Genomic DNA, 13,414 nt, shown 5'->3' on the forward strand with positions numbered 1-13,414 from the left:
GCCGGGGCTGCGGGCCACCCTCGCCGCGCTGCCCGAAGCCGACCGCGCGCCGGCCGTGCTGGACCTGCTGCTCGCCCAGGTCGCCACGCACCACCGCGCGCTGCGGACCCCCGCCACGGGACACCCGGAGCGTGCGAGCAAGGGAACCTTCCTGTCACCGGTGACCGAAAGGTTCCCTTGCTCGCACCGTTCCCGGGCGCGCGAAAGGGGCGCCGGACCACTGGTCCGGCGCCCCTCTTTCGCGTTCGGTGCGCTCCGCGGCGCACCCCTTCTTCAGATCAGCGCTGTCCGGGCAGCTGCGGCAGCCCGGTGGCGACGCCGTGCACGATCTGCCCGGGCACGGCGGTGAGCTCGTCGGCCTTGGTCATCTCGGCGACTTTGCCCGCGGCGGGCACCACGTCCCCGACCTTCGGCAGGTCGGCGCCGCGGTAGTCGTGCTGGAGCAGCTCGTCCGCCCGGGCGGCGGGCCCGATCGTGTAGCCCTGCGCGGCGGTGAGGGCGATAGCGGTGTCCGCGGTGGACACGCCCTGGTGGTCGGGCTGCCGCGGCCCGATCTCGCCTTCGAGGAACCCGCCGCCGGGGGCGTGCGAGTCGACGATGCCGGTGTGGTCCGGCTGGACGTCGAAGCCGACGGTCGGCCGGGTCTTGGTGAGTCCTTCGACCCGGAGCCGCTCGTCGCCGATGTGCTGGGAGATGCGGGTGAGCTTGGCTTCGTCGAGCTGCCGGCCATCGCGGAGTTCACCGGCGATGCCGTGCGTGGTGGTGACGATGTCGGCACCGACCTGCTTGACGACGTTGGGTGCTTCGGCGCTCAGTTGCGCGTCGACGCAGGGCGCCTTGGTGTTGTTGAAGCCCGGAGCGTCCTGCGCGCTGCAGGCGTTCACCGGCACGGTGGCACCGATGGTGTCGGGCACCGTGGACAGGTCCGGCTTGGCCAGGTCGGGAGTGGGCGCTGCCGAGGCGGTGCCTGCCCCGACTGCGGCGAATCCCGCGGCCACGACGGCTGCTTGCAGGGTGCGCGTGGTCCAGGGGCGCAAGATCAGTTCTCCTTGTGTCGCGGGTGGGGCTCGGTTCCCGGCCCGGCGCCGGGGTGCGATGCCGGGACGGGAACCTCGTGCAGTCGCCCGGTGCGGGTGACGGCGACCCGATCGGGTCACGCCTCAACTCCGGACGATCAACGCGCTCCACATCGGCGCTTTAGGAGTTCGTCTTGATCCCTCGATGGTGGATGCCGCCCGATCGAGTGGTTTTCGCCTGCTCGTCCGGCGGGTGGTGACGCGCGGTGGTTCAGGCTTGCGCGACGAGGCTCGGGCTGATCAGGGCCATCAGGTGCCGGGTGGCGTCTTCGGCGGTGATCTCGGGGCGCTTGTCGCGCCAGAGTGCGAGCCGTTCGCAGGCACCGATGATCGACTCGGCGAACGCTTCGAGCCGTTCCTGGTCCAGTTCGGGGCGGGATGCTTCGAGCAGCCGGGCGGTGAGGTCGGTCTGCTGCTGCCGGGTGGCTTCGAGCGCGGTGTTGACGGTGGCGAGCGGGATGGCGGCCTCGGTGCGCAGCAGCGCCCAGGGCTGCGCGTGCTCGTCGCCGAACCGGAAGAAGGCGAGCAGGCAGTCGTGCAGCAGCTGGTGGGCGTCCTCGCCGGCACCTGCGGCGGCTTCCGTGGTGGCGTCGAGCAGTTCGCGGCGCGCGCGTTCGACGCAGGCGAGCAGCAGCCCCTCCTTGGAGCCGAAGTACTCGTACAGCATCGGCTTGGACAGGCCGACCCGGTGGGCGATGTCGTCCATGGAGCTGGCTTGGTAGCCGTTGGTGGCGAACACCTGCTCGGCGACGGCCAGTATCTGCTGTTCCCGCTCCGCTCGGGGGAGGCGCTTGCGGCGTCCGGTCGGGGCGGAGTGGTCGTCGGCGTGGTGCACGTTCACGGTGCGACCTTATCGAGAATCGACTCGCCGAACCCTACCGGAGGTAACCTACTCATAGTAGGCTACTTGCAGGTAGGTGGTCGATCAGGGAGGGCTGGAATGACACAGGCGTCGGCACAGCGGTACGACACGTCCGTCGTCATCGTGGGCACCGGATTCGCGGGCATCGGCACGGCGATCAAGCTCAAGGAAGCGGGCATCCACGACTTCATCGTCCTTGAGAAGAGCGACGATCTCGGCGGAACCTGGCGCGACAACACCTACCCGGGCTGCGCCTGCGACGTCCCGTCGCTGATGTACTCGTTCTCCTTCGAGCAGAACCCGAACTGGTCCCGCCTGTTCGCCCAGCAGCAGGAGATCCACGACTACCTCCAGCACTGCGCCGACAAGTACGGGATCCGCGAGCACATCCACTACGGGGTCGAGTTCACCGGCGCCGAGTACGACGAGCAGCAGCGCTCCTGGCACGTGCACACCGCGGCGGGCACCGAATACGTCGGCCGCGCGCTCGTCTCCGGCGTCGGCGCCCTGCACATCCCCAGCTACCCGGAAGTCGACGGCATCGAACGCTTCCAAGGCGAGGTCTTCCACTCCGCGCAGTGGAACCACGACTACGACCTCGACGGCAAGCGCGTCGCCGTCATCGGCACCGGCGCCAGCGCCATCCAGTTCGTGCCCGAGGTCGCCGAGCAGGCCGCCGAACTGCACCTGTTCCAGCGGACCCCGCCGTGGGTGCAGCCCAAGCCCGACCGGGAGATCCCGCGCGGCATCCGCACCCTGTTCCGCCGCGTCCCCTTCGCGCAGCGCATCGCGCGCACCGCCGTCTACTGGATCCTCGAACTCCGCTCCGTCGCCGTGCTGCGCAGCAAGCTGCTCGGGAAGTTCTCCGAGCACCTCGCCAAGCGCTACATCCGCGGCGTCGTGCAGGACCCGAAGGTGCGCGAAGCCGTCGTCCCGCGCTACTCCATGGGCTGCAAGCGGATCCTGCTCTCCAGCGACTACTACCCGGCGCTGAACAAGCCCAACGTCGACCTGCACACCAACGGCGTCGCCGAGGTCAAGGAGAACTCGATCGTCACCGGCGACGGCGACGAGCACGCCGTCGACGCCATCATCTACGGCACCGGGTTCCACGTGACCGACGCGTTCGACCACCTCGAGATCGTCGGCCGCGGCGGCCGCAAGCTGCAGGACGCCTGGAAGGGCGGGATGCAGGCCCACCTGGGCGTCACCGTCTCCGGATTCCCCAACCTGTTCTTCCTGCTCGGGCCGAACACCGGCCTCGGACACAACTCCGTCGTGTTCATGATCGAATCGCAGATCAACTACGTGCTCAGCTGCCTGCGGCCGATCCTGCGCGGCGACGTGGACCAGGTCGACGTGCGCCAATCCGTGCAGGACGAGTTCAACGACAAGATCCAGCACCAGCTCTCCGACGCCGTCTGGTCCGCCGGCGGCTGCCAGAGCTGGTACCTCGACGTCAACGGCGTCAACCGCACGATCTGGCCCGGCTTCACCTGGAACTACTGGCTGCGCACCCGCAAGGCCGACCCGGCGGACTTCGAGGTCACCGCCGCGCCAGGACACCGTTGATGGTTCGCACGGGCGTTCGATATAGTGGCAGTCGTCATTGCTGGAACAGCCCCGGCTGACTTCACCCGGTGTGGGGCCGGAGGACGGGGCGCACCCTGAGCTAGGGGCTCCGATGCCACAGGCCCGCACGCTGACGTCCGACGAGATCAGCGGACTCCGCGACGAACTCACCTCCGGCGGCACTCCGACCGTGTGGTTCACCGCCACCGCCGTCGGAGTGCCCGAAGGACGCTCCGGCAAGGTCGTCGCCCTCGACGACCCCGCCGAAGGCGACTTCATCCAGATCCGCCCGGCCGGATCCAAGGACGTGCTGTCCTTCTCCGCCGCCGAGGTGACCGTCGTCAAACCACCGCGCAAGCGCAAAGAACCCGACACCGTCGCCGCCGCCCGCACCCCCGAACCGCCGCGGGCCGAGGCCAAGGCTCCGGAACCGCAGCCCGCCGCGAAGGCACCCGCGAAAGCACCGGAACCGACGCCGGTGCCCGACGACACCCCGAAGCCCGCTCCGGCGGCGAACCGGCGCAAGCCCAAGCCGCCCGCGGGCGCCACCGTGATCCTCACCGCGGACCAGGCCGGGCAGTGGAACGTCGAAGTCAGCACCGGCAAGAAGCGCGTGCTGCGCCCGACCCCCGTGTCCACCTCCGCCGTGGCGCAAGCCGCGAAATCCCTGCACGAAGAAGTCGCCTCCGCCGTCGAACCACTGCTGGAAGCCGCCCGGGAACAGCAGCGGGAACGCGTCGAGCAGCTCGAACGCCAGCTCGCCGAGGCGCAGCGGATGCTGCACGAGCTCAGCGACTGACGTCGGCGGAGTGACAGGAAGGTTCCCTTCCGCGCGCTGGTGACAGGAAGGTTCCCTTCCTCGGTGGTCGGCGTGCGCGGGAGTGCTCCGCGCTCAGCGGTGACCGGAAGGTTCCCTGCTGCGCACTGGTGGCAGAAAGGTTCCCTTCCTCGCCGTACCGATGTGCTCGGGTGCCTGTGCCCGGGGGGTGGCAGAAAGGTCCCCTTCTGCGCACCGATGACAGGAAGGTTCCCTTCCTCGAACCGGACCGTGGAGCTCGCGGTGGGGCGCGTCCGCGCAGATCAAGGCCACGCCACCGGGCGCCGCCCGCCGCACCGGTGACAGGAAGGTTCCCTTGCTCGCCCGCCCTGCGCGCCTGACGGCGCGCGCCACCGGGCGCCTAGAATCGTGGCGTGAGACGGATGCTGACCCCGCGCTGGTTGTCGCTGCACGCGCTGTTCGTGGCGGCGGCGATCGCCACCGGCTTCCTGGCGTGGTGGCAGTGGGACCGGGCGCACGAGGCGGGGGGCAGTTTCCAGAACCTCGGCTATGCCCTGCAGTGGCCGCTGTTCGGCGTGTTCACCGTGTGCATGTGGGTGTGGTTGATCCGGATGGAGCTGCGCGGCGGCCGCGAAGCGCCGGCCGCGGTGCCGGAACCCGTCTCGGAGTCCGAGGCGCCGGTGGAGCCGGTGCGGTCGCGGCGGCGCCCCCTGGTGCCGCCGCCGGCGAGTTCGGTGGGTGCGGACGAGGACCCGGAGCTGGCCGAGTACAACCGCTACCTCGCCGAGCTCGACCGGGCGGACCGCCAGGGCTGACCCTCGGCCGGCGGCTCAGTTGAACGTGATGTCGCCGTTGATCTGCTCGGTCTGCACGAGGGTGCGTACCTCGCCGGTGTTCTGGTTCACCACGCGGCTGTGCGAGGCGGACAGCTCCGCGTGCACGTTCTGACCTGCCGCACGCACCTCCGCGTCGAACTCCGGGTCGTGCTGCGCCACCTGGTCCAGTCGCTCCGCCAGGGCCTTGATCTGCGGCTCGCCCGCCGAGGGCTGCTCGGCGGCGGTGAGCGCCGCCATCGTCTCCGGGTCGGCATCGCCGCGGCGGCGCAGCAGATTCCGGACCTTGTCCACGGCGCCCTGCGCGGCGGCGCCGAGCGCGACGGCGAGCTGCCCGCCGAGCGCGTTCGCCAGCGAATCGAAGAACGGGTCGACCATCAGCCCCTCCACACGGTTGATCGAGCCTCAGTGTAAGCGTCCGATCACGCGCCGCGTGCGGGTTCCGGCCCGTCCGGCCAGTCTCGGGCGCACCCGGGACCACTTGTCGTGATGTCCGATGGCGGAGGTATGCGGCGGTTGCGCCGCGCGGCGGATTTTCCTGGCGGTGCCAGGGGGAACGCGGGTTCCGGAAGGTCGGCCGGAGGTCGGGCGCAACCGGCCGGTGTGATATCAACGGAGGGACCGATGGAGCAGGTTCGGCGATCTCACGGCAGAGCCGCCGCGCCTCCCGGAACGTTCGGAACCGCCGCCCTGGCGCACCTACCCGGGCCTGCGGTCAGCGGTCGAGATCAGGTCGTCATGGACATGCGGTGATTGGGGCAGGCGTGCGCAGCGGCGTGCTGTTGAAGATGTTCGGGCTGTGCGTACTGGCCGGTGTGCTGGTGGCGTTCCTCATGATGCCGATGGCCACCGGCGCCGGAACCGTGGTCAACCAGGCCACCGACGCGATGGCGAGCATGTCCAGCTCGCTCGCTAAGCGGGACATGCCGCAGGTGTCGGTGGTCACCGACAAGGACGGCGAGCCCATCGCCTACTTCTTCAAGGACTACCGGGTCGAGACCAAGCCCGAGCAGATCTCCGGCTACATGAAGGCCGCGATCACCTCGGTCGAGGACAAGCGCTTCTGGAATCACGACGGCGTCGACTGGCAGGGCACCGTCCGCGCGCTCGCCAAGAACGTCAGCACCGGCGGCACCGCCCAGGGCGCCTCCACGATCACCCAGCAGTACGTGAAGAACTACCTGGTGCACGTGGTCGCGCAGAACGAGGTCGACGCGGAGAAGGCCAAGGAGACGACGATCGCGCGGAAGCTCCGCGAAGCGAAGATCGCGGTTGAGCTCGAACGCACCATGACCAAGGAGGAGATCCTCACCGGCTACCTGAACGTGGTGCCGGTCGGGAACCAGACCTTCGGCGTGGGCGCGGGCGCCCAGACCTACTTCGGCACCACCCCGGACAAGCTGACGATCGCGCAGTCCGCCCTGCTCGCCGCCATCGTCAACCAGCCCGGATCGCTCAACCCGCGGACCAACCCGGACGAGGCGATGGAGCGCCGGAACCTCGTCATCGACCTCATGACGGACCCGCACAACCGGCTGCGGATTAGCGAAGAGGACGCCAAGGTCGCGAAGGAGGAGCCGCTCGGGCTCACTCCGCAGCTGGGCCGCCCGCCGAACGGCTGCGTCGGCATCGGCGACGGCACGACCGACGGGTTCTTCTGCGAATACGTGCGTCACTACCTGGAGAAGTCCGGCATCGACGACGACGAGCTGGAGACCGGCGGCTACACCATCCGCACCACGCTGGACCGCAATGCCAGCGACGCCGCGAAGGAAGCCGCCAAGAAGCAGGTGCCCACCCAGACCGACGGCATCGCCAACGCCATGGCCGTCGTCGAACCCGGCACGGACAAGCACAAGGTCCGCGCGCTCGTCGCCAACCGCGACTTCGGCAACGACTCCGCCGCCGGGCAGACCGCCTACGACATCGTCAGCCGGGTGCAGCCGTTCGGCGCCGGGTCGATCTACAAGGTGTTCACCGCGGCCACCGCCCTCGAGCAGGGCATGACCATCGCCGACAACGTGCCGGTGCCCGCCACCTACACGTCCAGCGTCTACAAGAACGGCACCAACCCGTACACCGTCGGCAACGCCGAAGGCGTCCGGCCGGGGGACCGCACCCTGCAGATGGCGCTCGCGACCTCGCCGAACACCGGCTTCGTCGCGCTGCAGGAGAAGGTCGGGCTCAACAACGTCGTCGACATGGCTTCCAGGCTCGGCCTGCGGCAAGGGATGAACGGGGTGAACAGCGCGGGCTCCACCCTCAAGAAGGACGGCTCCAACGGGCCTTCCCAAGCCGAAGCCGTCAAGAAGAACAAGCGCGGCGCCTTCACCCTCGGCTACACGCCCACCAGCGTGCTCGAGCTGTCCAACGTCGCCGCCACCATCATGAGCGGCGGCACCTATTGCCCGCCGACGCCGCTCGAAGAGATCCACGACCGCAACGGCAACGAAGTGCCGATCAAGGAAGCGCCCTGCGAACAGGTGCTCGCACCTGAAATCGCAGGACAGCTCGCACAAGGCATGAGCAAGGACGACACCGAAGGCACCTCCAAGGCCGCCGCCGCGGCCGCGGGCTGGACCCGGCCGATGATCGGCAAGACCGGGACCACCCAGGAGAGCAAGTCCGCCGCGTTCCTCGCCGCGACCCCCCAGATGGCCGGTGCCGTCCTCACCTACGCCGACGGTTCCCGCCCCCGTGGCATCTGCGACGCCGGCGGCGACGCACCGCCGTTCCTGTGCAGCGACGGCAACATCTTCGGTGGCAAGGTGCCTGCGCGGACCTGGTTCGACGCGATGAACCGGATCCACCAGGACCTGCCGGTCGCACCGCTGCCGGGTGGGCCGCCACCCGCGCCGTGATCGTGAACTGAGCCGAAGAGGGGCCGTCCGCCGAGTGCGGGCGGCCCCTCTTCGCTCCCGCCCCGCGGTGACAGGAAGGTTCCCTTCACCGCAGGAGTGACAGGAAGGTTCCCTTGCTCGCGAACGCAACGGGGGAGCACATCTCCGGCGCAGGCGTGACAGGAAGGAACCCTTCATCGCGGATGTGGCAGAAAGGTTCCCTTCCTCGAATGCCGAGCCGGACGTTCGGCGACTCGATCTTTCGGCTGCTCAGCGACGGCTGAGCCTGCGAACGCCGCGAGTCAAACCGGGCTCCTCATCCGGGAGCGGAACCGGGAGCTTCCCGAGCAGCACGAGCACCAGGATCGCCAATACCAGCACGATCCACCCGGACCAGCCGAGCAACCCGGACGTCACGTTGTTCACCGGACTTCCCGCAGCGCTGAACAGCAGGCCGAACCCGGCGGCCGCATTCACGAACCCGTGCGCGATCGCCGCAGGCCACACGCTCCCCGTCGACAACCGCAGCCAACCCAGCAGCGCGCTCAACAAGCTGCAGAAACAGCCCATCATGATGAAGGCGACGACCACCGGGGCGTTCGGGTAGTTGTAACCGAGGACGAGCAGCGGGGCGTGCCACAACGCCCACAGCACGCCCGTCACCAGGAATGCGGCCGGCTGCCCCAACGGCAACAAGGCAGACGTCAGATAACCGCGCCAGCCCACTTCCTCGCCGACGGCGGGAATCACGTTCAGCCAGCCGAGGAAGAACACCTGCGCCAACTGGATCAGCGCCAACGAGGAAGCCGGCGGCGAGTTCTCGCCGAACGCACCGAGCTGCTCGGAGAGACCCGAGAACCCCGTCCAATCCGCCTGGTAGACGCCGAACAACGCGCCCAGCAGCAGAGCGAGCAGCATCAGCGCCGGCGGTGCCAGCCAAGCGAGCAGCGCACGTCCCCACCACGTCCGGATTCCCGGGCCGGTGACCCCCAACTCGCGGAGCGGGGCAGGCCGCGGGCTGATCCACCTCGTGACGACGACCGCCGACACAGCGGGCACGAACATCATGACCACCAGCAGGAGCGGAGCCCACTCCCAGGTCAGCCCCGTCCCCGTCACCCACATCGGAACGGTCAACGCCCACGTCAACGCGTAGGTCAACCCGACGAAAGTCAGCACGCCACGAACATCAACCCGATCGCCCACGCGCTCCATCCTGCCAACCACCCCACACTCCTTCCACGAGAGGAAGGGAACCTTTCTGCCACGGGTGACAGAAAGGTTCCCTTCCTCACCCCGATGTCCGTGACAGCATGGGCGCCATGACGAGCTTGCTGCCTTCCACCGAACGAGCGTTGCTCAGGCGATTGGCCGTCGAGCAGAGCCAGAACCGAGTGCCGTCGCTGATGGCCGGGATCGTCCGCGATGGCGAAACGCTCTGGACGGGAAGCCGAGGCCTGGTCGCCGGGGCGGCGCCCACCTCGGACACGCAGTACCGGATCGGCTCCATCACCAAATCGCTCGTCGCCGTCGCGGTGCTGCGCCTCCGCGACGAAGGCCTGCTGAACCTCGAGGACGAGCTCGACAAGTACGTGCCCGGCACGGCCGTCGGAAACCGCAGCATCGCCCGCCTGCTCTCGCACACCAGCGGGATGAGCGCGGAGCCTGCCGGGGACTGGTGGGAACGAACCGAGGGCGGTCCGGTCGAGGAACTGCTCACCGGAGTCGATGAGCAGGCGATCCGGCCACGTCCCAGGCACGGATTCCACTACTCCAACACCGGTTTCGGCGTTCTCGGCGAATTGGTCGCCCGGCTGCGCGGCCGATCCTGGTACGAGACGGTCCGGCAGGAGATCCTCGCCCCGCTCGCGATGACCAGGACCACCTTCCACCCGGATTCCCCGCACGCCAGCGGATGGGCGGTCCACCCGTGGGCCGACGTGCTGCTGCCGGAACCGGCCGAAGACGGAGGTGCCATGGCACCCGCCGGGCAGCTGTGGTCCACCTTGGACGACATGCTCCGGTGGGCTCGTTTCGTCGCAGGCGAGACCGGTGAGGTCCTGCACCCCGACACGGTCGCCGAAATGCGCGCGGCCGGTGCGGTCGACGACGGCGATGTCTGGCGCGCCGGATACGGGCTGGGTCTGCAGTTGATCAGGCATCAGGGGCGCAGGCTCGCCGGGCACACCGGGTCGATGCCCGGCTTCCTCGCCACCGTCATGGCCGATCCCGCGGAGCGGACCGGCGTCATCTTCATGGCCAACACCACGGCGGGCGTCTCGTCGGCACTGGTGACCGACTTGTTCGACCTGTTGGAAGCGCACGAACCGCGGATCCCCGCGCCTTGGGCTCCGAGTCCGGAAGTCGAGACCGGGTTGCTCGAGCTGACCGGGCAGTGGTTCTGGGGGCCGTCGCCTTACGTGCTGCGGATCCTGCCCGATGGCCTGCTCGACCTGGTGCCGTGGCAAGGACGAGGCAGGGCGTCCCGCTTCCGCCGGGATCACGCCGGGCGGTGGATCGGGCTGGATGGGTACTACTCCGGTGAACAGCTCCAGGTCGGCCGGTCCGGCGACGGGACCGTCACCCACCTGAACCTGAACACCTTCATCTTCACCCGCACTCCGTACGACTCCGAGGCGCCGGTGCCGGGTGGGGTGGCGGGCTGGACCCCCGCGCACTGAACCGCTTCGCGGAGATGAGGGAGGGAACCTTTCTGTCACCAGTGGCAGAAAGGTTCCCTTGCTCACACCCGACCGCGATCGAATTAGGTTAGGCTTCCCTGGTTTTGGGAGGTGGGATGTCCGTGCATCCGTCGATCGACGTCGTGCCCGTGTCCGGAAAGTCCGTCGTAGAGGTCACCTCGCCGGCCGAGCTGTCGGCCCAGATCCCGGCCGATCAGGCGACCACCGCCAGGATCTCCGCCTGGCGCAGGTCCATCGCTCGAGTGCTCGCCGGCGACGACGATCGCGTGCTCGCCGTGGTCGGCCCGTGCTCGCTGCACGATGCCGCGGCGACCAGGTCGTACGCGAGTCGCCTGCGCGAACTCGCCGCCGAACTCAACGATGAGCTGCTGGTGGTGATGCGCGCCTACCTGGAGAAACCTCGCACCACCATCGGCTGGACGGGCATGCTCGCCGACCCAGGTCTGGACGGCGGCGCCGACATCGAAACGGGGCTGCGCACTTCGCGGCGATTACTGCTCGACCTCGCGGAACTCGACCTCCCGGTCGCGACCGAGTGGGTCAGCCCCATCGCCCCCGACTACCTGGGCGACCTGGTCAGCTACGGCGCGATCGGCGCGCGCACCGTGGAGAGCCAGGTGCACCGGCAGTTGACCAGCGCGCTGCCGATGCCGATCGGCATGAAGAACGGCACCAGCGGCTCGTTGCAGGCCGCGGTGGACGCGATCGTCGCAGCCCGGCACCCGCACAGCTTCCTCGCGTCCGGGGCGAACGGTGCTGTGACCTGGGTGCGCAGCACCGGCAACCCGGACGCGCACATCATCCTGCGCGGCGGCGCGACCGGCCCGAACTACGACGTCACGTCCGTGCGAAAGGCAGTGGGGAAGCTCCGCTCGGCGGGCATCTCACCTGCCGTCGTGGTGGACGCCAGCCACGGCAACAGCGGCAAGGACCACACCAGGCAGCCGTCGGTGGTGGCGGCCGTCGGCGATCAGATCGCGAGCGGCACGGCGGCCATCCGGGGCGTGATGGTGGAGAGCTTCCTCGTCGAAGGTAGGCAGGACGTCGGATCGGCCCGCCCGTTGCGCTTCGGCCAGAGCATCACCGATGCCTGCCTCGGCTGGGACGACACCGCGGTGGTGCTGTGCGACCTCGCCGCATCCGTGCGGGCGTCCCGGCGGACGTGTGACTCGGCGAACTGGCTGCAGTTGGCCTGAACGCCGCCGGTGCGGCCATGCTGGGACGGTGCCCGAAGATCTGCGCATCACACCCAGGCTGACCGTGCCGGCAGCCGAGCTGTCCGAACGGTTCTCGCGTTCCTCCGGTCCCGGCGGGCAGCACGTCAACACCTCCGACTCCCGTGTCGAGCTCACCTTCGATCTGGCCGGATCCAGCCTGCCCGAGCACGATCGGCGACGAGCGCTCGAACGGCTGGAATCCCGGCTGGTCAACGGCGCCATCACCATCGCCGCATCCGAACACCGCAGCCAGCTGCTCAACCGCACCGCAGCGCGCGAACGGCTCGCGCACCTGCTCGCCGAAGCCATCGCGCCCGACCCGCCGACCCGACGCCGCACCAAACCCACCGCCGGATCACGACGGCGACGCATGGCCGCCAAGAAGCGCCGCGGCCAGGTCAAGCAGTGGCGCCGTCGAGGTGACCCGGGAGACAGCTGAAGCGCTCACCCCGCAAACCCGGCTAGCCTCGAACGCACGACGAGCAGAGAGGGTGACGCTCATGCGCACAGCTTGGGTGATGCCTGGTGGGTCGACGTTCGGAGCGATCCAGGCCGGTCTGGCCACCGCGCTGTTCGAAGCAGGCGTCCGACCAGACCTCCTGGTCGGCACGTCTGCGGGCTCGCTGAACGCCGCCTGGCTCGCCGGCGACCCGTCCAGCCGCGGGGCGGACGAACTGCGCGCGCTGTGGGGCACGATGCGGCGCTCCGACATCTTCCCCATCCAGCCCACACGCATACTCGCCGGGAAGCTCGGCATCACCAACCACCTGATGACCAGCACCGGACTGGCACGGTGGATCCACCGGACCCTCCCGTACCGGACGTTCGAGCAGGCCGAGATCCCGCTGACCGTCACCGCGACCGACGTCGACACCGGCAGCGCCGTCTACTTCGACCGCGGGCCGGTGCTGCCGCCGCTCGTCGCCTCCTGCTCCATCCCCGGCCTCTTCCCGCCGTTCCAGGTGAACGGCCAATGGCTGGTCGACGGCGGCGTCGCCGCGTTCATGCCGATCAGCAGGGCCGTGGAACTCGGCGCGGAACGGGTGTTCGTGCTCCCGTGCGGAGGTGGAGAGCCGTTCGACCGCCGGTTCGGGAAGCGCGGCGGGCACGTCCCCGCCAATGCCCCGACTCCGCCGATTCCGCCCCGATCCGTCAGCGGCGTCAGCGGGGCCGCGCTCGGAGCGGCGATGCTCACCGCGGCACGCCTCGACATGCAGCTCAACTCCACCCGATGCGAGCTCTACATCCTGCCCGCTCCCAGCACCGTCGGGCTCTCGCCCTACTCGTTCGCGCACTCCACCGCGCTCATCGAAGCGGCCTGGAGCATCGCGGGCGCCTGGTATCCGGGGGCTCGACCGGTGCCTGCGGGTGTGGTCGACAACTGGGGGCGGCCTGTGCACGACGACCAAACCGCCCTAACTCCCAACTGATTCGGAGCAATGCCGCCGTGGGCGTTGTCGGCGGCGGCGCCCTGCCAGCCGGACATCGCGGAGTTCAGCGCGGCGGCGAGATCACCGTCGATCTCCCCGAGGGT

12 protein-coding genes are annotated in these 13,414 nt (G+C 69.3%); 8 read left to right on the top strand and 4 right to left on the bottom strand.

Going from position 1 to position 13,414, the window contains the following annotated elements; translation table 11 throughout:
- Nucleotides 1–278: 278 nt before the first annotated feature.
- Together ABZ805_RS27805 and ABZ805_RS27810 are read right to left on the bottom strand one after the other, a co-directional pair.
- Nucleotides 279–1,037 (bottom strand): hypothetical protein, encoded by a 759-nt coding sequence (locus ABZ805_RS27805; RefSeq protein ID WP_358446432.1) that lies wholly within the window; start codon nt 1,035–1,037, stop codon nt 279–281.
- Between the two features lie 250 nt (nt 1,038–1,287).
- A complete protein-coding gene (locus ABZ805_RS27810; RefSeq protein WP_358446434.1) occupies nt 1,288–1,917 on the bottom strand; it encodes a TetR/AcrR family transcriptional regulator in 630 nt (209 codons plus the stop codon).
- A 99-nt stretch (nt 1,918–2,016) separates the two neighbouring features.
- Between ABZ805_RS27810 and ABZ805_RS27815 the strand changes: the two genes are divergently transcribed.
- From ABZ805_RS27815 to ABZ805_RS27825, 3 genes are all read left to right on the top strand, one after another.
- On the top strand, nt 2,017–3,510 hold the full coding sequence (locus tag ABZ805_RS27815; protein WP_358446437.1) for an NAD(P)/FAD-dependent oxidoreductase: 1,494 nt from the start codon (nt 2,017–2,019) through the stop codon (nt 3,508–3,510).
- Between the two features lie 112 nt (nt 3,511–3,622).
- Nucleotides 3,623–4,309: a DUF6319 family protein gene (locus ABZ805_RS27820; RefSeq protein WP_358446440.1), complete on the top strand. Its 687-nt coding sequence runs from the start codon at nt 3,623–3,625 to the stop codon at nt 4,307–4,309.
- Nucleotides 4,310–4,710: 401 nt separating this feature from the next.
- Nucleotides 4,711–5,103, top strand: coding sequence for a hypothetical protein (locus tag ABZ805_RS27825; protein WP_358446459.1), 393 nt, complete (start codon nt 4,711–4,713; stop codon nt 5,101–5,103).
- Between the two features lie 15 nt (nt 5,104–5,118).
- On the opposite strand, the gene ABZ805_RS27830 is transcribed toward ABZ805_RS27825, so the two are convergent.
- Nucleotides 5,119–5,499, bottom strand: coding sequence for a hypothetical protein (locus ABZ805_RS27830; RefSeq protein ID WP_358446442.1), 381 nt, complete (start codon nt 5,497–5,499; stop codon nt 5,119–5,121).
- Nucleotides 5,500–5,909: 410 nt separating this feature from the next.
- Between ABZ805_RS27830 and ABZ805_RS27835 the strand changes: the two genes are divergently transcribed.
- A complete protein-coding gene (locus tag ABZ805_RS27835) occupies nt 5,910–7,982 on the top strand; it encodes a transglycosylase domain-containing protein (RefSeq protein WP_358446462.1) in 2,073 nt (690 codons plus the stop codon).
- A 249-nt stretch (nt 7,983–8,231) separates the two neighbouring features.
- Here the strand turns inward: ABZ805_RS27835 and ABZ805_RS27840 are convergent, their stop codons facing one another.
- Nucleotides 8,232–9,188, bottom strand: coding sequence for a CPBP family intramembrane glutamic endopeptidase (locus tag ABZ805_RS27840; RefSeq protein WP_358446444.1), 957 nt, complete (start codon nt 9,186–9,188; stop codon nt 8,232–8,234).
- 95 nt (nt 9,189–9,283) lie between these two features.
- Between ABZ805_RS27840 and ABZ805_RS27845 the strand changes: the two genes are divergently transcribed.
- The 4 genes from ABZ805_RS27845 to ABZ805_RS27860 all read left to right on the top strand — a co-directional run bounded on the left by ABZ805_RS27845 (nt 9,284) and on the right by ABZ805_RS27860 (nt 13,310).
- Nucleotides 9,284–10,642, top strand: coding sequence for a serine hydrolase domain-containing protein (locus ABZ805_RS27845; protein ID WP_358446447.1), 1,359 nt, complete (start codon nt 9,284–9,286; stop codon nt 10,640–10,642).
- Nucleotides 10,643–10,758: 116 nt separating this feature from the next.
- Nucleotides 10,759–11,859, top strand: a complete 1,101-nt coding sequence (locus ABZ805_RS27850; RefSeq protein ID WP_358446450.1) for a 3-deoxy-7-phosphoheptulonate synthase — start codon at nt 10,759–10,761, stop codon at nt 11,857–11,859.
- 28 nt (nt 11,860–11,887) lie between these two features.
- On the top strand, nt 11,888–12,319 hold the full coding sequence (arfB, locus tag ABZ805_RS27855) for an alternative ribosome rescue aminoacyl-tRNA hydrolase ArfB (RefSeq protein WP_358446453.1): 432 nt from the start codon (nt 11,888–11,890) through the stop codon (nt 12,317–12,319).
- A 61-nt stretch (nt 12,320–12,380) separates the two neighbouring features.
- A complete protein-coding gene (locus tag ABZ805_RS27860) occupies nt 12,381–13,310 on the top strand; it encodes a patatin-like phospholipase family protein (RefSeq protein ID WP_358446456.1) in 930 nt (309 codons plus the stop codon).
- Nucleotides 13,311–13,414: the final 104 nt, after the last annotated feature.

Source organism: Saccharopolyspora sp. NPDC047091 (assembly GCF_040643635.1).
Lineage (GTDB): Bacteria > Actinomycetota > Actinomycetes > Mycobacteriales > Pseudonocardiaceae > Saccharopolyspora_C.